Source organism: Streptomyces boninensis, from assembly GCF_048572725.1.
In the GTDB taxonomy this organism is placed as follows: Bacteria; Actinomycetota; Actinomycetes; order Streptomycetales; family Streptomycetaceae; genus Streptomyces; species Streptomyces boninensis.
On record NZ_CP183837.1, the window covers coordinates 3,394,189 to 3,413,043 of the forward strand.

Annotated in this window: 14 protein-coding genes; 8 read left to right on the forward strand and 6 right to left on the reverse strand. The window is 72.2% G+C overall.

The window, feature by feature from the left end; translation table 11 throughout:
• Positions 1-7 precede the first annotated feature (7 nt).
• Genes ACNNMR_RS15325 through ACNNMR_RS15335 form a run of 3 tightly spaced genes read right to left on the reverse strand, consistent with a single transcriptional unit; the run spans position 8 to position 4,572 of the window.
• Complete coding sequence (locus ACNNMR_RS15325) at positions 8-520, reverse strand: YbaK/EbsC family protein (protein WP_419995158.1); 513 nt, start codon at positions 518-520, stop codon at positions 8-10.
• A 15-nt stretch (positions 521-535) separates the two neighbouring features.
• On the reverse strand, positions 536-1,561 hold the full coding sequence (sbnB, locus tag ACNNMR_RS15330) for a 2,3-diaminopropionate biosynthesis protein SbnB (RefSeq protein WP_419995159.1): 1,026 nt from the start codon (positions 1,559-1,561) through the stop codon (positions 536-538).
• A 53-nt stretch (positions 1,562-1,614) separates the two neighbouring features.
• The gene (locus ACNNMR_RS15335) at positions 1,615-4,572 is read right to left on the reverse strand and encodes a BTAD domain-containing putative transcriptional regulator (RefSeq protein WP_419995160.1); all 2,958 of its coding nucleotides are present in this window, start codon (positions 4,570-4,572) and stop codon (positions 1,615-1,617) included.
• Between the two features lie 264 nt (positions 4,573-4,836).
• Between ACNNMR_RS15335 and trpC the strand changes: the two genes are divergently transcribed.
• The 4 genes from trpC to ACNNMR_RS15355 all read left to right on the forward strand — a co-directional run bounded on the left by trpC (position 4,837) and on the right by ACNNMR_RS15355 (position 8,873).
• Positions 4,837-5,637 (forward strand): indole-3-glycerol phosphate synthase TrpC, encoded by an 801-nt coding sequence (gene trpC, locus ACNNMR_RS15340; RefSeq protein WP_419995161.1) that lies wholly within the window; start codon positions 4,837-4,839, stop codon positions 5,635-5,637.
• A gap of 14 nt (positions 5,638-5,651) precedes the next feature.
• Positions 5,652-6,890, forward strand: coding sequence for a tryptophan synthase subunit beta (trpB, locus tag ACNNMR_RS15345; RefSeq protein ID WP_419995162.1), 1,239 nt, complete (start codon positions 5,652-5,654; stop codon positions 6,888-6,890).
• A 14-nt stretch (positions 6,891-6,904) separates the two neighbouring features.
• Positions 6,905-7,744 carry a tryptophan synthase subunit alpha gene (gene trpA / locus ACNNMR_RS15350; protein WP_420000370.1) on the forward strand — a complete coding sequence of 280 codons (840 nt, stop codon included), beginning with the start codon at positions 6,905-6,907 and terminating at the stop codon, positions 7,742-7,744.
• Positions 7,745-7,856: 112 nt separating this feature from the next.
• Positions 7,857-8,873 (forward strand): hypothetical protein, encoded by a 1,017-nt coding sequence (locus ACNNMR_RS15355; protein WP_419995163.1) that lies wholly within the window; start codon positions 7,857-7,859, stop codon positions 8,871-8,873.
• Positions 8,874-9,020: 147 nt separating this feature from the next.
• Here ACNNMR_RS15355 and ACNNMR_RS15360 read toward each other — a convergent pair whose 3' ends face one another.
• The gene (locus tag ACNNMR_RS15360) at positions 9,021-9,947 is read right to left on the reverse strand and encodes an NADP-dependent oxidoreductase (RefSeq protein ID WP_419995164.1); all 927 of its coding nucleotides are present in this window, start codon (positions 9,945-9,947) and stop codon (positions 9,021-9,023) included.
• Positions 9,948-10,211: 264 nt separating this feature from the next.
• Here ACNNMR_RS15360 and ACNNMR_RS15365 point away from each other — a divergent pair, with 264 nt between their 5' ends.
• The gene (locus tag ACNNMR_RS15365) at positions 10,212-12,101 is read left to right on the forward strand and encodes an ATP-binding cassette domain-containing protein (protein ID WP_419995165.1); all 1,890 of its coding nucleotides are present in this window, start codon (positions 10,212-10,214) and stop codon (positions 12,099-12,101) included.
• 24 nt (positions 12,102-12,125) lie between these two features.
• Here ACNNMR_RS15365 and ACNNMR_RS15370 read toward each other — a convergent pair whose 3' ends face one another.
• Complete coding sequence (locus tag ACNNMR_RS15370; RefSeq protein ID WP_419995166.1) at positions 12,126-13,100, reverse strand: RNA polymerase subunit sigma-70; 975 nt, start codon at positions 13,098-13,100, stop codon at positions 12,126-12,128.
• Positions 13,101-13,217: 117 nt separating this feature from the next.
• Here ACNNMR_RS15370 and ACNNMR_RS15375 point away from each other — a divergent pair, with 117 nt between their 5' ends.
• On the forward strand, positions 13,218-13,916 hold the full coding sequence (locus ACNNMR_RS15375) for a 2-phosphosulfolactate phosphatase (protein WP_419995167.1): 699 nt from the start codon (positions 13,218-13,220) through the stop codon (positions 13,914-13,916).
• Here ACNNMR_RS15375 and ACNNMR_RS15380 read toward each other — a convergent pair.
• A complete protein-coding gene (locus tag ACNNMR_RS15380) occupies positions 13,861-15,255 on the reverse strand; it encodes a PLP-dependent aminotransferase family protein (RefSeq protein ID WP_419995168.1) in 1,395 nt (464 codons plus the stop codon). The genes ACNNMR_RS15375 and ACNNMR_RS15380 overlap by 56 nt on opposite strands.
• 46 nt (positions 15,256-15,301) lie before the next feature.
• Between ACNNMR_RS15380 and ACNNMR_RS15385 the strand changes: the two genes are divergently transcribed.
• Positions 15,302-16,495 (forward strand): MFS transporter, encoded by a 1,194-nt coding sequence (locus tag ACNNMR_RS15385; protein WP_419995169.1) that lies wholly within the window; start codon positions 15,302-15,304, stop codon positions 16,493-16,495.
• 79 nt (positions 16,496-16,574) lie between these two features.
• Positions 16,575-18,839 carry an MMPL family transporter gene (locus ACNNMR_RS15390; protein WP_419995170.1) on the forward strand — a complete coding sequence of 755 codons (2,265 nt, stop codon included), beginning with the start codon at positions 16,575-16,577 and terminating at the stop codon, positions 18,837-18,839.
• Positions 18,840-18,855: the final 16 nt, after the last annotated feature.

Here is an 18,855-nt window from a genome sequence, read left to right on the forward strand (position 1 = left end):
ATGCCGCTTATGCCGCGGGCTGCTGCTGCCGCTCCGCGACGGCGGCGACCAGCGGCCGGGCCAGCTCCGCGTAGTCGCGGCCGGATATCGCCACGGACCGGTCGAGGCGGGCCGCGTTGAACCAGATCTCGTCCTCTTCGAGCAGCTGCGGATCCACGACCAGCTGCAGCGCCGGGTCGAAGGAGAACGGCACGATCGAGCCGCTCACGCACCCGGTCAGCCGCTCGGCGGTGTCCCGGTCGGCGAAGCCGGCCCGCGCCCCGCCCGCGGTACGGGCGACCGCGGCCAGGTCGACGCGGCGGTCGCCGGGCACGACGGCGAGCACATAGGCCGAGCGTTTACGGCCCAGCGCCACCCGCAGCACGATGGACTTGGCGGACTGGCGCAGCGGATGCCCGCGCAGCAGGCTGGCCAGGTCGGTGCGGCCCTCGGCGCGGTGCTCGACCTCGCGGTAGTCGCAGCCGGCGCTGTCGAGGAGCTCCAGCACCCGGTCGTAGGTGGTCGTGGTGTGCATGGTCATCGCTCTGGGGCCCTTTCAGCCGTACCGGCGGGTCTCGTGGAAGAAGCCGTCCACCAGGTCCAGCCGTCCGGCCTCCTGGACGGTGTCGTAGACGTATTTGCCGAGCGCCAGGTCGAGCACGCCGAGCCCGAACGGGGAGAAGAACACCGGCATCCCGGCGGGCACCCCGGCGGTCCCGGTCAGCACGTCGTAGAGGGTGCCGGCGAGGAAGTCGCGGCGGCCGAGGCGCTGTTCGGCCAGGTGCGGGGAGGTGTTCGCCTTCAGGCAGTGCTCGACGTCGTCCACGTAGTTGGCGCCGGAGAGCACCACGTCGGTGCTCAGGTCGCGCAGGGATAGGTGCAGCACGAGCGGGTTGTGGGCGAACCAGTCCGGGTCGTCCACATGCGGCGTCGCGGCGACCGTGGCGAAGACGACCAGGTCGCTGCCGCGGATCAGCGATTCGGCGCTGTCGTGCACCGTGATCCGCCCGCCGCCGACGCTGCCGGCGAACTGCTCCGCGTACTCGGCCTTGAGGTCGTGCACCCCGATCTCGTCGAACTCCCAGCCGGTGCCGGCCAGGTAGGCGTGCACGTACCGCGCGATGAGACCGGTCCCGACGTACCCGATCCGCGCCGGGCGGACGCCGCGCGCCGCGCTCAGCGTGCGGGCGGCGAGCGCCGCGGACGCGGCCGTACGGGAGGCGCTGATGATGGAGGACTCCATGCACGCCAGGGGGTATCCGGTGGCCGGGTCATTGAGGATGAGGACGGCCGAGGCGCGGGGCAGCCCTGTCGCGATGTTGCCGGGGAAGCTGGAGATCCATTTGATGCCGTCGACGGCGGTGCGGCCTCCCACCGAGGCCGGGAGCGCGATGATGCGCGAGTCGGGGCGGTCGGGGAAGCGCAGAAAGTACGAGGGCGGGTTCACGGTCCCGCCCGCTCCGTGCAACCGGTAGGCGTCCTCGATGATCCCGGTGACCTCCCGGTGCCGCCCGCTGAGGGCTCGGTCGACGTCGGCACCGGGGATCACGGCGAAGGTCGGCGTCTGCGTATTGGCTGGCATGGGCCACGACGCTACGGACGGCTCCTATACTCCGGCTCCATGCCGCCGGGTGATCACGCCAGCGCGCCCTCCATGCTGTCCTCGTCCGGCTCCGCCAGCGCCCGGCGGGCCTGTTCCAGCAGCAGCGGCGCGCCCACCCGCTCGAAGATCTCCGCGGCGGCCTCGAGATGCTGCCGGGCATCGGCCTCGCGTCCCGCGTCGCGTTCGGCCTCCGCCAGGACGAGCCGCGCCCGCCCGCCGACGAGCGGGCTGTCGATGCGCTCGGCGGTCTCGGCGACCTCGGTCAGCGCGGACCGCGCCCCGGCCTCGTCCCCCTTGACGATCAGCACCTCGCCAAGACCGAGGAGCCCGTGGGCGCGTCCGACCAGGTCTCCCTTGACCTCGACGATCCGCAGCACCCGGCGGAACGACGACTCCGCCTCCGCCGGCCGCTCCAGGGCCAGATAGGCCTGGCCGGCCCGGTAGATGGCGAGCGCCGCGGAGCGGCTGTCGGCGAAGGTGTAGGACTCGGCGACCCGCAGCGCCTCCAGGCTCAGGTCGAGCGCTTCCTGGGGATCGGCCTGCTCCAGCCGGGTCTGCGCGAGGCTGTTCAGGGCGTACGCCAGCGAGGACAGGTCGCCGACAGTGCGGAAGATCTCGCTCGCCTCCGTCAGGCGCTCCACGGACCGGTCGAGGTCGCCGGTCATCCGGTCGAGGACGGAGAGGTCGCGCAGCACCAGCGCCCTGCCGTGCTCCTCCCCCGCGCTCTCGAACAGCTCGCGGGCCCGGGTGAAGCAGTCGGCCGCCTGCTGCAGCCGGCGGAGCCGGAGTTCCAGGGCGCCCAGGACGTGCAGCATGGCGCCCTGGCCGCGGATGTTGCCGGCCTCCTCGGCCGCCGCGAGGGCGCGGGTGCCGCAGATCCGCCAGTCGTCGGTGTAGTTGCGGGTCTCGAAGAGCGTCAGCATCAGCATGGTCAGCTCCCAGGCGAGCTCGTCACGCCCGCTGCCCGCCGCCTGCTCCACCACGGCGCGCAGCGACAGCCGCTCCCGCTCAAACCACTCCAGCGGCTGCGGCAGCAGCTCTTCGAGCAGCTCCGCGTCGACCTCGCACCGGGGCGCGCTGCCGTGCAGCACGTCGAAGTCGCCGCCGTACTCCCGCTGGTGTGCATGCACGGCCAGGGTGAGGTAGGAGCTGAAGACCTTCGCCAGCGCCTGCTCCCGGCTCTCGGCCGAGTCCTCCGCCACGGCGCGCTCGTGCGCGAAGAGCCGCAGCAGGTTCTGCAGCCGGTAGCGCAGCCTGCCGCCGCCGTCGCTGCCCGTGACGTCGACGAGCTGGGCGTCCACCAGGTGTTCCAGCAGCCGCTCCGCATCCATCACGCAGTCCTCGGTGAGCCCGGGTCCGAGCAGCGCGGCGGCGGTCCAGGCGTCGAAGTCCGGTACGGGCAGCAGCCCGAGGAGCCGGTAGAGCTCGGCGGCCTCGCCGGGCAGATAGCGATAGCTGAGGGCGAGGCTGGCCCGTACCTGCGACTCGCCCTGGCTGAGCTCGTCCAGCCGCCGCCGCTCATTGCTCAGCCGGCCCACGAGATGGCGTACGGTCCAGTGCGGCTTGGAGGCGAGCCGGGCGCCGGCGATGCGCAGCGCCAGCGGCAGCCGGTCGCAGAGCTCCGCGAGCCGGGCGGCGTCGGCCCGGGCGGAGGCGATCCGCTCCTCCCCCACGAGGCGGCCGAGCAGCTGGGCGGCCTCGGGCGCGGCCAGCAGCCCGAGCCGGATGCGGGCGGACGGCGGCCAGGTGACCACGGACTCCATCGGCTCCCGGCTGGTGATCAGCACCACGCAGCCGTTGCTCGGCAGCAGCGGCATCACCTGGGCGAGCGTGCGGACGTTGTCCAGCACCATCAGCACCCGCCGCCCGGCGAGGACGCTGCGGTACAGCGGGACGCGCTCCTCGGGCTCCGCGGGGATCTCTTCGCTGGGGACGCCGAGCGAGCGCAGAAACCGGCTCATCACATCGTGGGCGGTGGCGTTGGCATTGCCTACGTCATAGCCGCGCAGGTCGGCGAAGAGCCGGCCGTCGGGGAAGTGCTCGGCGACCCGGTGCGCCCACCGCAGCGCCAGCCCGGTCTTGCCGACGCCGGCGACGCCGGTGAGCAGCCCCACCCTCGGCGAGCCGCCCTCGCCGGCCGCTTCGAGGAGGCCGTCCAGCCGGGTCAGCTCGTCCTCGCGGCCGGTGAAGCCGGGGACGTCCGGGGGGAGTTCGTTCGGGATCAGCCGTCTTCGCTCCGGCTCGGGCGACCATTCCTTGGCCTCCCGCTGATCGCCGGGGAGCTGCAGGTCGGGATCGTCGCGCAGGATCGCCTGGTGCAGCTCCTGCAGCTCGGGCCCCGGCTCCAGCCCCAGCTCGTCGGAGAAGAGGCGGCGCGCGTCGCGGTACGCCTCCATCGCCTCGGCCCGCCGCCCCGACCGGTAGTGCGCCAGCATCAGATGGTGGTGCAGCCGCTCGCGCATCGGATGCTCGCGGACCATCGCCGCGAGATCGGGGAGCACTTCGGCATGTCGCCCTAACGACAGGCTGACTTCGGTGCCGTCGTCGTACGCGGTCAGCCGCAGCTCCTCCAGCCGGGCCGCCTCCTCCTCGACGAGCAGCCCGGTGACGCCGGTGAGCGCCGAGCCGCGCCAGAGCGCGAGCGCCTCGTCGTACGCCTCGCCGGCCTGCTGCGTCCGGCCTGCGGCCGCGTCCGCCGCGGCCCGCGCCACCAGTTGATCGAACCGGCCGGCATCGACGTTTCCCGGGTCGATGTCCAGGCGGTATCCGGGGTGGGCTGTGACGATCAGCTCCTCGTCGGCGCCCGCGGCCCGCAGCATCTTGCGCAGCCCCGCGATACAGATGGCCACCTGCGTCCTTGCGGTCGCAGGTGGCGAGTCGTTCCACACTTCGTCGATGAACACGTCGGCCGGGACCACTTGTCCCGGGCGCAACAACAACAGGGCAAGAATCGTCCGTTGCCGGGCACCCCTGACGGCCATCGAATCCATTGCCCCGGTCACCGTAAGCGGCCCCAGAATCCCGAATTCGATTCGTCCCCCCACACTGGCCTCCCCTGGCCTACGACGGCAGTCCCCCGAGCCACCGCGAGCAACCCTACCGAACACAGGTGCGCCGGTCACCCCATGTACTCGGCCCACGACGGTGCATAACCCCTGCGCATAACCGCCGTATAGCGGTGTCCGCAATTCTCCCTGAACCCCGGTGTCGCTGCCGGGCGAGATGCCTCTTGACCACCTGGAAGGGACCTCCGCGTGAGTGTGCTTGACGAGATCATTGAAGGGGTCCTGGCGGACCTCGCCGGGCGGCAGGAACGGGTCGCCCTGGCCGACCTGAAGGAGCTGGCGGCCCGCGCCCCACGACCGCTCGACGGGGCGGCCGCGCTGCGCGGGCCCGGTACGGCGGTCATCTGCGAGGTGAAGCGCGCCAGCCCGTCGAAGGGCGCGCTGGCGGCGATCGCCGACCCGGCGGCGCTGGCGGCGGATTACGCGGCGGCCGGAGCGGCGGCGATCTCGGTGCTGACCGAGCAGCGGCGCTTCGGCGGCTCGCTGGCCGATCTGGCGGCGGTACGGGCGCGGGCCGATGTCCCGGTGCTGCGCAAGGACTTCATCCTCACGGCGTATCAGCTGTGGGAGGCGCGGGCGTACGGCGCGGACCTCGTGCTGCTGATCGTCGCGGCGCTGGAGCAGGAGGAGCTGGCCGCGCTGATCCGGCAGGCCGAGTCGATCGGCCTGACGCCGCTGGTCGAGGTCCACGATGCCGACGACGCCGAGCGTGCGGTCGCGGCCGGAGCGCGGGTCGTCGGCGTCAACGCGCGGAACCTGAAGACCCTTGACGTCGACCGCACGGCCTTCGCGCGGATCGCGCCGGCGATCCCGGACGGCATCGTCAAGGTCGCCGAGTCCGGGGTGCGCGGGGCGCCCGACCTGATCGCGTACGCGAAACACGGGGCCGACGCCGTCCTGGTCGGCGAGTCCCTGGTGACGGGCGCGGACCCGCGGGCGGCCGCGGCGGCGCTCGTGGCGGCCGGGCGCGACTTGATCACCCAACCGTAAAGGAGCATGCCCGCATGTCTGAAATTCGATTGTTCGCCCCCGACCCGGAGGCCCGGATACCGACCGATGAGGGCTATTTCGGCGCTTTCGGCGGCAAGTTCATACCCGAGGCTTTGGTCGCCGCCGTCGACGAGGTCGGGGTCGAGTACGACAAGGCGAGAACCGACGCGTCCTTCGCCGCTGAGCTGGGCGCATTGCTGTCCCATTACACCGGCCGCCCCTCGGCGCTGACGGAGGCTGGCCGGTTCGCCGAATACGCCGGCGGCGCGCGGGTGTTCCTCAAACGGGAGGATCTGAATCACACCGGCTCCCATAAAATCAACAATGTTCTCGGTCAGGCGCTGCTGACGCGGCGCATGGGCAAGAGCCGGGTGATCGCGGAGACCGGTGCAGGACAGCACGGGGTGGCCACGGCGACGGCATGTGCGCTGTTCGGCCTGGACTGCACGATCTACATGGGCGAGGTCGACACGGAGCGGCAGGCGCTGAACGTGGCGCGGATGCGGATGCTCGGCGCCGAGGTGATCGCGGTGAAGTCCGGCAGCCGGACGCTGAAGGACGCGATCAACGAGGCCTTCCGCGACTGGGTCGCCAACGTCGATTCCACGCACTATCTCTTCGGCACGGTGGCGGGCCCGCACCCCTTCCCCGCGATGGTGCGCGACTTCCACCGCATCATCGGCGTCGAGGCGCGGCGGCAGCTCACCGAGCGCATCGGCCGCCTCCCGGACGCGGCGGTGGCGTGCGTCGGCGGCGGCTCGAATGCGATCGGGCTGTTCCACGCCTTCATCGGCGACGCGTCGGTGCGCCTGGTGGGCTGCGAGCCGGCCGGGCACGGCATCGCGTCGGGCGAGCACGCGGCCACCTTGAGCATCGGGGATCCGGGGATCCTGCACGGGTCGCGGTCGTACGTGCTGCAGGACGAGGACGGGCAGATCACCGAGCCGTACTCGATCTCGGCGGGGCTGGATTATCCGGGCGTCGGCCCGGAGCACGCCTATCTGAAGGATTCGGGGCGGGCCGAGTACCGGGCCGTAACCGACGATGCGGCGATGCAGGCGCTGCGGCTGCTGTCGCGTACGGAGGGCATCATCCCGGCGATCGAGAGCGCGCATGCGCTGGCGGGGGCTCTGGAGTTGGGTAAGGAACTGGGCCCGGAGGGCGTCGTGCTGGTCAATCTCTCCGGACGTGGCGACAAGGACATGGATACTGCCGCCCGCTATTTCGGGCTGTACTCCGAGGGGGCGCGGTGACATTCAACGATTCTGTGACCGGGAACATCGCACTGCTGGACGCCGCCTTGGCGCGAGCGAAGTCGGAGAACCGGGCCGCGCTGATCGGCTATCTCCCGGCCGGCTTCCCCGATGTGGAACGCGGGATCGACGCGATGACGGCGATGCTTGCGGGCGGCTGCGACGTGGTCGAGGTCGGCCTGCCGCACTCCGATCCGGTGCTGGACGGCCCGGTCATCCAGACGGCGGACGACATCGCGCTGAAGCAGGGCCTGCGCATCAAGGACGTCATCCGTACGGTCGGCGAGGTCCACCGCCGCACCGGAAAGCCGGTGTTGTGCATGACGTACTGGAACCCGGTCGACCGCTACGGCACGGAGCGCTTCGCGGAGGACCTGGCGGCGGTGGGCGGCGCGGGCTGCATCCTCCCCGACCTGCCGGTCGAGGAGTCGGCGGTGTGGCGGGCGGCGGCGGAAAAGCACAGGCTGGCCACGGTCTTCGTCGTCGCCCCGTCCAGCAAGGACGACCGCCTGGCAAAGATCACGGCAGCGGGCTCCGGCTTCGTATACGCGGCATCGCTGATGGGCGTCACCGGCACCCGCCAGTCCGTCGGCGCGCAAGCGGAAGACCTGGTCCGGCGCACCAGGGCGACGACGGACCTCCCGGTGTGCGTCGGCCTCGGCGTCTCCGACGCCGCCCAGGCCGCCGAGGTCGCCGCCTTCGCCGACGGCGTCATCGTCGGCTCCGCCTTCGTCAAACGCCTCCTCGACACCGGCGGCCGTCACGAAGCCGGCCTCGGCGCGGTCCGCGAGCTCGCCGCGGAACTTGCCGCGGGGGTGAGCCGATCTTTTTCAGCCCCGATCCGGAGCGAATAACCCGGTCGCGCCCGCAAATACGACCTAAATCCGGCCATAGATAACATCTGTATAGCGCAGCCAGTGACGCTCCCTGGGTAAGGCAAGACCCCCCACACCCAGAGGAGTCGCTTTGCGATCGCCGCTGCCTGATCACCAGTCCGAGGGCGGCCCGGCCGACCCCCGCCCCGCATTCTCCGCCCATCGGCCCCTCGCACTCTGCGCCTTTGCGATGGCGCTGCTCGCCGTATTCAGCCTCGCCGGAGTGCTGATCTCGGACCGCGAGGTACTGGGCGAGAACAACTGGCTCAAGCCCCTGAAATTCGCCATCTCCTTCTCCCTGTACGCCGCCACGCTCGCGTGGCTGATGTCCCGGGTACGCCGCTGGCGGCGCACCCTGTGGTGGTCCGGCACCGCCGTGGTCGTGCTCTTCCTGGTGCCGGAGACCGCATTGATCGTGCTCCAGGCCATCCGCGGCGTGCCGAGCCACTTCAACACCGGCACCGCCTTCGACGAGACCGTCTTCCGCGCCATGGGCGGCGCCGCCTACATCGGCTGGCTGCTCACCGCACTGCTCGGGCTGTTCCTGGCCCGTGGGCAGCGGCTGGAACCGGCGGCCGCGTGGGCGGTCCGGCTCGGCTTCGTCGTCTCGCTGGCGGGAATGTCCGTCGGCTACCTGATGACGGCACCCACTCCCGACCAGGCCCAGGCGCTCGACCATGGCGCGGACCTGGCCGTCGTCGGGTCGCACACCATCGGCGCGGACGGCGGGGGCCGGATGCCGTTCACCGGCTGGGAGACCGGCGGCGGCGATCTGCGGGTGCCGCACTTCGCCGGCGTGCACGCGCTCCAGGCGCTGCCGCTGCTGGCCCTCGGTCTGCAGCGGCTCGCGAAACGCCGTCCGCTGCTGGGCCGTCAGGCCGTACGCACCCGGCTGGTCTGCCTGGGCGCCGTCGCGTACGCGGGCCTCTTCGCCCTGCTGCTGATGCAGGCCCTGAACGACGAATCGGTCCTCTCCCCGAGCCTGCCAACGGCCATCAGCGGCATCGGCATCCTCGCCGGCACCGCCATCATGGCCGCACTGATACTCGGCACCTCGGGCCGCCGCCCCGCCACCCCCAGACCCGAGGCCGACGTCCCGGTCCGCTGACCGGCAAGGCACCTCGGGCGAACACCGAAGCGGGCGACACAGGCGAGAGCCACTGTCGCCCGCACAGCCCGGTCTTCCGGATCGTCTCCCGCGACCGCACGGACGCCTGGTCGCGGACGCCGTAAGGCGGTTCAGTCGTTGGGCAGTTCAGCCGTTGGGCCGGAGCACGATCTTGCCGTGGGTGGGCTGCTGTTCCAGCAGGCGGTAGGCGTCCCTCACCTCTTCCAGCGGGTAGGTGGCGGCGATCGGGACCTCCAGCTGCCCCCGGGCGGCGAGCCGGGCCAGCTGCCCGAGCACGACCGCGCTCGCGGCCGCGCCTTCGCCGTACGTCCGCGCGCCGACCTTGGCCGCCGCCCGCCAGTCGCGGATCGTGTTGATCCGCTCCGGCGGCACGCCCAGGTCCACGGCCACCTGCACATAGCCGTCGCCGAAGGTGTCGATGAACGCGTCGACCCCGCCGCCGCCCGCCGCCTCCCGGATCCGCTCGGCCACCCCGGGCCCGTACGCCACCGGGACAACACCGTGCTTCCGCAGCCAGCCATGGTTGCGCTCGCTCGCCAGCCCGATCACCGTGGCACCCTCCCGCCGCGCCAGCTGCACCGCCAGCGAACCGACGCCGCCCGCCGCGCCGGAGACGACGACCGTGTCGCCGGGCCCCGGGTCCACCGCGAACACGGTGGCGTAGGCGGTCGTGCCCGCCACATACAGCGCCCCGGCCACATCCCAGGACAGCCCCGCCGGACGCGACACCACGTGCACGTCGTCGACCGCGACGAACTGCGCATGGCTGGCCCGCCGGTGGGTGAAGCCGAGCACCTCGTCGCCCACGGCGAACCCGCGCGCCTCCGGGCCGATGTCCACCACCACGCCGGCCAGGTCGCTGCCCTGCCCGGACGGAAAGCCCGCCGGCCAGCGCGCGTGCAGCGCGCCCGTACGGATATGCGCCTCGCCGGGCTGGATCCCGGCCGCGCGGACCTCGACCAGCACCTGGTCGGGCCCCGGCACCGGCCGCGCCACCTCCTCCACCCGCAGCACATCGATCCCGCCGTACTCGTGAAACCGCACCGCCCGCATCGCGTGATCTCCCCATGTCCTCGATCCGCCTCCGGGTACAAACGCCGGGCACGGATCCGTATTCCCGGATCGTGAAGCGCGGCGATTCGGCCACTCCGCGCCGCCCGGCGGGGGCTTCACCGCAGCCCTCGCGCGTACGAACCCTTGGCCCGTCAGGGGTCGAGGACGTCCGAATTCGAGCGCGTTCTATTCCACTGCCGCGTCGTTATGCCGGGCACCGCCGAGCCATCCAGGTACGGCACCGACCCTCCAGGAGGGATGCAGGTGACTGTGACCGACACCTCGACCGCTAGTGGGCAGACGCCGCCCCCGCCACCGCCGGCCACCATCACCTTCGAGGGGAAGTTCGGGAAGAATCCGCTGGCCGAGGCCAGTTTCGGGGCCATGTGCCGGCGGCTGCCCGGGGTGCTGGCGCACACCGCGCGGATGGCGTGGGCCGTCGACCGGGCCGGTGTCGTGCTGCTCCTGGTGTGCCAGCTGCTCACCGGCGCCGCCGCGGCGGTGGTGCTCGGCTTCACCGCGCAGGCGATGACGCATGTCCTCGGCGCCGGCACCGTATCCGAACGGCTGCACGGCGCGCTGCCCGCGCTGATCGTGGTGACGGCGGCCGCGGGCGCCGGCCGGATCAGCGGTGCCCTGTCCTCGTACGCGGACGGGCGGATCACGCCGCTGCTGATGACCGAGGCGGACATCGCGCTCGTCGCCGCCGTGTGCCGGGTGGAGGCCTCCGCGTACGGCGAGGACGGCTTCGCCGACCGGCAGGAGGCCGCAGAGATCGGCGTCACCCGCTCGCGGCTGATGGTGCAGGACGGGCAGCGGTTCCTGTCCGCGCTGATCCGCATGGTCGCGGCCAGCAGCGTGATCACCGCGCTGCATCCGCTGATGCTGCCACTGCTGTTGCTGGCCGTACTCCCGGCGGGCGCCGGGGCGGTGCTGTCCGCGCGCGTCGACTACGAGACCCACTACCTCAACGTGGGCGACCGCAACGTCCGCTCGATGATGCGCTGGTGGGCCACCTACTCGCGCTACGGCGACGAGGTCCGCGCCAACGGCATGACCGGCTACCTCATTTACTGGTACCGGGCGCTGTCCGACCGGATCGACCGGCGCACGCTCAAGGCGGCTCCGCGGATGCTGCGCATCGTCCTCGCGACCAGCGCCCTGGGCGGGCTCTTCCTGCTGGGCACCTGGGCCACCCTCGCCTGGCTGGCCACCACCGGCCGCGTCGCCCTGCCCGTCGCGGCCACCGCCGTCGTCGCCGTCCAGACCACCCTCGCGGCGCTGGCCCAGTTCGTGCAGAACGGCGCCGCGCTCTTCCACACCTCGCTCTACCTGGCCGACATGCGCTCCTTCCTCGACATGGCCGACGAGCGCGCCCCGCGGCGCGGTGAAGCGACCATCCCGGAGCGCGTGGATGCGATCCGCCTCGACGAGGTCGCCTACCGCTACCCCGGCAAGGACGAGCCCGCCGTCGCCGGGGTCTCCCTCACCCTGCGCCGCGGCGAGATCCTGGCCATCGTCGGCGAGAACGGCTCCGGCAAGTCCACCCTCGCCAAGCTGATCACCGGCGTCCTGCTGGCCGACAAGGGCCGCGTGCTGTGGGACGGCACCGACCTGGCCGGCGCCGACCCCGAGGCGGTGTGGCGGCGGACCGCGCTCGTACCGCAGAACTTCGCCTGCTGGCCGCTGCGCACCCGCGAGAACATCACCCTCGGCCAGCCCAGGACCCTGGACGACCAGCCCGTATGGGACGTGGTCGACGCCGTCGGCATGCGGGAGCCGATCGAGAAGCTGCCGAAGGGCCTCGACACCCTGCTGGCCCGGGAGTTGTGGGGCGGCGCCGAACTCTCCGGCGGCCAGTGGCAGCGGCTGGTCTGCGGCCGCGCCCTGTACCGCCGGACGCCGCTGATGATCCTGGACGAGCCCACCTCCCAGATGGACGCCCGCGGCGAGCACGCAATTTTTACGGAGATCAAGCGGGCGGCCGCGGAGCGGATGACGATCGTCGTCACCCACCAGCTCGAGAACACCCGCCTCGCCGACCGCATCCTCGTCATGGCCGAGGGCCGCGTCATCGAGGAGGGCACGTACGAGGAACTGACGCACGCGGGCGGCCTCTTCGCCGACCTCGTCGCCCTGGCGAAGGACCGGTGACGGCACCGGCGCCCCCGCCCTGCGCTACTCCGTGCCGTCCGCCGCCAGCCGCTCCGGCACCCCGAGCCGCGGGAACTGGTCGTCATGGAAGGTGGTGATCTCGGTGATCGCCCCGCCGGTGACGCGCAGGACGTCGAGGGTCAGCGGCAGGTACGCGCCCTCCTCCTGCCGCCAGTGGTAGAAGGCGACGGCGGGCTGCCGGTTCACGGAGGTGGGGACGGCGCGCAGGCCCGTCATGTCGGCGAAGCCGCTCTCGACCCAGTAGTCGACCACCGCGTCGCGGCCGACCTGCAGGCCCGGCGTGGGCGGCATCGAGGTGCGGACGTCGTCGCGCACCATGGCGGCGAGCCGGTCGATGTCCGTGGCCACGCTGGCGTCGGTGAAGCGGCGCACCAGCTCGCGGGTGCCGGCGTCCTGCTCGCCGCCGGTCCAGTCCTGCCGCTCGGCGGGCAGGTGCTCGCGCAGCCCTGCACGGGCCCGCTGCAGGGCGCTGTTCACGGAGTTGACGGAGTCGCCGAGGAGCTCCGCGACGTCCTTCGCCGGCCAGCCGAGCACGTCGCGCAGGATGAGTACGGCCCGCGGGCGCGGCGCGAGGTGCTGCACCGCGACCAGATGCGCCAGCTCGATCGTCTCGCGTGCGAAGGCGACGGTCTCCGGCTCGTCCGCCGCTGCCGCGGGCAGCTCGTTGAGCAGCCGGTCCGGGTAGGGCTGCAGCCACAGCACCTCACCGCCGGTGGCCGGCTCGGGCCGGTGCTTGGCGAGCAGGTCGAGGCAGGCGTTGGTGGCGATCCGGTACAGCCAGGCCCGGAACGTCGACCGCCCCGCGTACGTCTCCCGCCGCCGCCAGGCCCGTAGAAAGGTCTCCTGCACGGTGTCCTCGGCGTCCTCGAACGACCCGAGCATCCGGTAGCAGTGCACATGCAGCTCCCGCCGATGCCGCTCCGCCATCCCCGAGAACGCGGTCTCATCAACCTCGGCAAGCCCACCCGCATTCGTCATCGCCTCATCCTTCCACCCGGTCATGTCCTGTCGTACATGAGACGGGCGCGGGCGCGAGAACTCATCACGACGGTGGGCCCGACGGCCCGCCCTGATCCGGTGCGCGATCATGGCCGGATGGACGCTCTGTTTTCCGGTATGGACGATCTGATCGAAACTCCTTCCGTGGCCGTCGTGGTCGACGTCATGCGGGCCTTCACCGTGGCCGGTTGGGCCTTCAACCAGGGGGCCGAGAAGATCGTTCTGGCCGAGTCGCTGGATGCGGCGCGCGCGCTCAAGACCCGGCACCCGGAGTGGGTGGCGGTCAAGGACGGGCCGCCCGCGGACGGCTTCGATGCCGTCAACTCGCCCGGGCTGCTGCGGTCCATCGACCTCCGCGGGCGGACCGTCGTGCAGAAGACCACGGCCGGTACGGTCGGCGCCCTCGCCGTCAAGGACGCGCCGCTGGTGCTGTGCGCGAGCTTCGTGGTGGCGGAGGCGACGGCGGGGCTGCTGCGGGCGCGCGGCGGTGACAGCGTCACGTACGTCGTCACCGGCGAGGGCGGGCGGGCCGAGGAAGATCTCGCGTGTGCGCAGTACATCGCGCAGAGAGTTGAAGGGGTCGAGGACCCCGGCCCGTATCTCCGCCGCGCCGCCGCCTCCCGCGCCGCCGCCGAACTCGCAGAGGGGGTGCGGCAGGGCGTGCACCCCGACGATGTCGCGCTCTGCCTCGAGCTCGACCGCTTCCCCTTCGCCATGGTGGCGGCCCCCGAGGACTCGCTCATGGTGCTGCGGCAGGTGGCAGCGCCAGGTACAGGGCCTCAAGCGCGGCGGTGAAGGCGTGTTCCGCCGGGGTTCCGTAGCCGATGACCAGGCCGTCGCGGGGCGGTGAGGTGCTCGCGGGGTGGCGGTAGAGGGCCAGGCCGTCCAGGGCCAGGCCGAGGCGGTGGGCGGAGCGCAGGGTGGACTGCTCGGTGCCGTCCGGGAGTTGGAGCACCGCGTGCAGGCCCGCGGCGATGCCGGTGACGCTGATGTGCGGCGCCTGCTCGGCCAGGGTGGTGGTGAGCTGGTCGCGGCGGCGACGGTAGACCTTCCGGGTGCGGCGCAGATGCCGGTCGTACGAGCCCGAGGCGATGAAGTCGGCGAGAGTCAATTGGTCGACGACGCCCGACCAGCGCTCGCGCGGCCCCTTCACCGCCAGCACCCGGTCCACCAGCCATCCCGGCAGCACCATCCAGCCGAGCCGCAGCGCCGGTGACAGGCTCTTGCTGACCGATCCGAAGTACACGACGCGGTCCGGGTCGAGGCCCTGCACGGCGCCGACCGGCTCCCGGTCGTAGCGGAACTCGCCGTCGTAGTCGTCCTCCAGGACCAGCCCGCCGCGCGCGCGGGCCCAGTCGACGACGGCGGCGCGGCGGTGCGGATGCAGCGGGCCGCCGAGCGGGTACTGGTGCGCCGGCGTGAGCAGGACGGCGCGCGCGCCGGTCACCGCGAGCTCCTCGACCTGCGCGCCGCCCGCGTCCACCGGGAGCGGCATGGCCGACAGGCCGCTGCCGGTGAGGATGTCCCGGTGGAAGTCCAGGCCGTACTCCTCGACGGCCACCGGCCCCTCGAGAATCCCCGCCAGCAGCTCGAGACCGTGCGCGAATCCCGCGCAGACCACGATCCGGTCCGCCTCCGTGCGCACCCCACGGGCCCGGGCCAGATACTCCGCGAGCGCCCTCCGCAACTCCGGCCGCCCCCGCGGATCCGCGACCCCGAACGCCTCCGCCGGCGCCGCCCCCACCGCCCGCCGCGCTGACGCGGCCCACGCGGTGCGCGGGAACGCCGCCGCGTCCGGCGAGCTCGGCAGCAGATCGTGCGATACGCGCCGCCGCGGCTGCCGCGCCGGCCCCCGTACGGGACGCGGGTCCAGCGGCTCGGCCCGGCGCGCGACCTGGGTGCCCGAGCCCTGCCGGGCCGTCAGCCAGCCCTCCTCGACCAGCTCGGCGTAGGCCTTGGCGACCGTGTTACGGGCGATGCCGAGGTCGGTGGCCAGGGCGCGATACGGGGGCAGCCGGGTGCCGGGGGCCAGCCGCCCGGAGCGGATGGCCTCGCGCAGGGCGGCCATCAGGCGGGCCCGTACGGTGCCGGGGCCGGCCAGCTCCAGATGCAAATTGACCCATGAATCTGCCATGGAAATGAACCATACAGAGGTGCGATTCCGTTCCTACGGTCGTGGCATGACAACGCTCGCTCCCTCCCCCGTCAAAGGCTGGCTCGCCGTCCTCGCCGTCACCCTCGGCATCTTCGCCCTGATGACCTCCGAGCTGCTCCCCGTCGGCCTCCTCACCCCCATCGGCTCCTCCCTGGACATCTCCGCGGGCACCGCCGGACTGATGGTCACCGTCCCCGGCCTGGTCGCCGCGGCCACCGCGCCCGTCGTCACCGTCGCCACCGGCAAGGTCGACCGCCGCCTCGTCCTCGCCGTCCTCATCGGCCTCGTCGGCGCCGCCAACCTCGCCTCCGCCTTCGCGACCAGCTTCGCCGTCGTGCTCGCCGCCCGCTTCCTGATCGGCATCAGCGTCGGCGGCTTCTGGTCTCTGGCGGGTGGCATCGCGCTACGGCTGGTGCCCGAGCGGCAGGTGCCGCGCGCCACCGCCGTGATCTTCGGCGGCGTCGAGGCCGCGTCCGTGCTCGGCGTGCCCACCGGCACGCTGATCGGTGATCTCGGCGGCTGGCGCACGGCGTTCGCGGCCGTGGGCGTGCTCGGGCTCATCTCCCTGGCCTTCATCGTCTTCCTGATGCCGAAGGTGACGCCGGAGCAGACCATCGGCTTCGGCGACCTGGCCCGCGTGTTCCGTACGAACGCCGCCGTGCGCGTCGGCATCGGCATGACCTTCCTGGTGATCACCGGGCACTTCATCGCGTACACCTTCGTCCGCCCCGTGCTGCTCGGCGACGGCATCGCCGACGGCATGATCAGTCCGCTGCTGCTGGCCTTCGGCATCGCGGGCATCGCGGGCAACTTCGTCGCGGGCGCCCTGATAGGCAGCCGGCTCCGGCACACCGTCCTCGGCCTCACCGCGGTCATCACCGCCGCACTGGCGATCCTCGCTGTCACCGACACCACCGCCGTGTCGGCCGCCGCGATCCTCGTCCTGTGGGGCCTGGGCTACGGCGCGGTCCCGGTCACCTTCCAGACCTGGATCCTCAAGGCCGCCCCGGACACGACGGAGGCCGCGTCTTCGCTGTACGTCTCGGCGTTCAACCTGTCCATCGCCCTCGGCGCCCTCCTCGGCGGCTTCGCCGTCAACGCCGCCTCCGCCACCAGCGTGCTGTGGCTCGGCGCCGCCCTGACCGCGCTCACCCTGGCGTGGCTCGCAACCCGCTTTCAGCGGACCGCCGTTGCCGCCCGCCCGCTGAAAGGCACCTGAGACCGCGCTGAAAGCGGCCGGGCGCAGGATCCGTGGCCATCAGGACCTCGACCTCCCCACCCGACAGGAGTTCCCTGCCATGGCTACCTTCCTCTACAAACTGGGCCGCCTCGCCTTCCGGCGCCGCTGGCTGATGGTGCTGCTGTGGGTGGTGGTCCTCGGCGGCGCCGGCTTCGCCGCCTCCACGGCCCCGACGCCGCCCGCCGACACCTTCTCGATGCCGGGGACGGAGTCGCAGAAGGCGTTCGACCTGCTGGAGAAGAAGTTCCCCGGCGCGAGCGCCGAGGGAGCGAGCGCGCGGGTCGTGGTCCGGGCGCCGGCGGGCGAGAAGATCGCCGGATCCGCGCAGCGCGAGCACGTCGCGGCGCTGGTGGCGCAGCTGGAGAAGTCGCCGCAGGTCGTGTCGGTCACCGACCCGTACCGGACCAAGGCGGTGAGCAAGGACGGCTCCACCGCCTACGCCGTCGCCACCTACAGGGTTCCTGCCGCCGAGGTGAGCGACAAGGCGCACGAGGCGCTCGACGACGCGCTGGCGGACGCCCGTAAAGCAGGCGTCACAGCCGAAGCCGGCGGCGACGCCGTCAAGGTCGACGCCGCGATGGGCGGCACCGGTGAGCAGATCGGCATCATCATCTCCGCCGTCGTCCTCATCCTCACCTTCGGCTCGGTGGTCGCCGCCGGAATGCCGCTGCTGACCGCGCTCATCGGCGTCGGCATCGGGATCAGCGCCATCACCGCTCTCGGCAGCACCCTCGGCCTGTCCGGCACCACCTCCACCCTGGCGATGATGCTCGGCCTCGCCGTCGGCATCGACTACGCCCTGTTCATCGTCTCCCGCTACCGCGCCGAACTCACCGAGGGCCGCGACCGCGCCGACGCCGCGGGCCGGGCCGTCGGCACCGCGGGCTCCGCGGTCGTCTTCGCCGGTCTTACGGTCATCGTCGCCCTCGCCGGGCTGGCCGTGGTGAACATCCCGATGCTCACCAAGATGGGCCTCGCCGCCGCGGGCACCGTCGCCGTCGCCGTGCTCGTCGCCCTCACCTTCGTGCCCGCGCTGCTCGCCTTCGCCCCGGTCAAGGTGCTGCGCCGGCGCGACCGCAAGCACTTCTCCGGCAAGCCGCTCACCGCCCGCCAGCAGCGCAAGGCCGCCAAGCGGGCCGCGAAGGAGGCCCGCCGCAAGCCCAACCTCGGCTCCCGCTGGGCCCGTTACGTGCTGCGCCACCCGGTCGCCGTGCTGCTGATCGCCGTCGTCGGCCTCGGCACCGTCGCCGTACCGGCCGCGAGCCTGGAGCTCGGCCTGCCGGGCGAGGGCACGATGGCCGCGGACACCACCCAGCGCAAGGCGTACGACATGCTGTCGGACTCCTTCGGCGACGGCTTCAACGGGCCGCTGATGATCACCGTCGAGGGCCGGGACGCCAAGTCCGCGGCCGACACCATCGGCAAGCGCCTCGCCGACGTCGACGGCGTCACCACGGTCACCCCGGCCACCGCCAACCAGGCGGGCGACACCGCGATCCTCAACGTCGTCCCGGACACCGGCCCCACCGACGCCGAGACCGAGGACCTCGTCCGTACGATCCGCGGCCTCGCGCCCGGCTTCCGCTCCGACACCGGCGCCGAGGTCCTGGTCACCGGGCAGACCGCGATGTTCATCGACTTCTCCAAGACCCTCGACGACGCGCTGCTGCCCTATCTCGCCCTGATCGTGGGCCTCGCCTTCCTGCTCCTGATGGTCGTGTTCCGCTCGATCCTCGTACCGCTGAAGGCCGCGCTCGGCTTCCTGCTCTCGGTGACCGCCGCGCTCGGCGCCGTCGTCGCGGTCTTCCAGTGGGGCTGGCTCGCGGAGGTCTTCGGCGTCGACCAGCCGGGCCCGGTCATGAGCACGATGCCGATCTTCATGATCGGTGTGGTCTTCGGACTCGCCATGGACTACGAGGTGTTCCTGGTGACGCGGATGCGGGAGGCGTACGTCCACGGGGCGCGGCCCGGTGAGGCCGTCGTCACCGGCTTCCACTACGGCGGGCGGGTGGTCGCCGCGGCGGCCGTCATCATGATCAGCGTCTTCTCCGGCTTCATCGTGGAGGACAACGACTTCGTGAAGATGATCGGCTTCGGCCTCGCGGCCGCGGTGCTCTTCGACGCCTTCGTCGTCCGGATGACGATCGTGCCCGCGCTGTTCGCGCTGCTGGGCAAGAGCGCCTGGTGGCTGCCGCGCTGGCTGGACCGGCTGCTGCCCGACCTGGATGTGGAGGGCGCGAAGCTGTCCCGTACGGACCGGGCCGCTGACCCGGCCTGGCGGGAGGCGGCGGCGCCGCGTCGCGAACGGCAGCTGATCAACTGACGCAACAAGCGCACAA

What these genes read in the sequence shown, in the direction of transcription:
- ACNNMR_RS15325 (WP_419995158.1), bottom strand. Translation starts at nt 520, where the DNA reads ATGACCATGCACACCACGACCACCTACGACCGGGTGCTGGAGCTCCTC.
- sbnB (WP_419995159.1), bottom strand. Translation starts at nt 1,561, where the DNA reads ATGCCAGCCAATACGCAGACGCCGACCTTCGCCGTGATCCCCGGTGCC.
- ACNNMR_RS15335 (WP_419995160.1), bottom strand. Translation starts at nt 4,572, where the DNA reads ATGGATTCGATGGCCGTCAGGGGTGCCCGGCAACGGACGATTCTTGCC.
- trpB (WP_419995162.1), top strand. Translation starts at nt 5,652, where the DNA reads ATGTCTGAAATTCGATTGTTCGCCCCCGACCCGGAGGCCCGGATACCG.
- ACNNMR_RS15360 (WP_419995164.1), bottom strand. Translation starts at nt 9,947, where the DNA reads ATGCGGGCGGTGCGGTTTCACGAGTACGGCGGGATCGATGTGCTGCGG.
- ACNNMR_RS15370 (WP_419995166.1), bottom strand. Translation starts at nt 13,100, where the DNA reads ATGACGAATGCGGGTGGGCTTGCCGAGGTTGATGAGACCGCGTTCTCG.
- ACNNMR_RS15375 (WP_419995167.1), top strand. Translation starts at nt 13,218, where the DNA reads ATGGACGCTCTGTTTTCCGGTATGGACGATCTGATCGAAACTCCTTCC.
- ACNNMR_RS15380 (WP_419995168.1), bottom strand. Translation starts at nt 15,255, where the DNA reads ATGGCAGATTCATGGGTCAATTTGCATCTGGAGCTGGCCGGCCCCGGC.
- ACNNMR_RS15385 (WP_419995169.1), top strand. Translation starts at nt 15,302, where the DNA reads ATGACAACGCTCGCTCCCTCCCCCGTCAAAGGCTGGCTCGCCGTCCTC.
- ACNNMR_RS15390 (WP_419995170.1), top strand. Translation starts at nt 16,575, where the DNA reads ATGGCTACCTTCCTCTACAAACTGGGCCGCCTCGCCTTCCGGCGCCGC.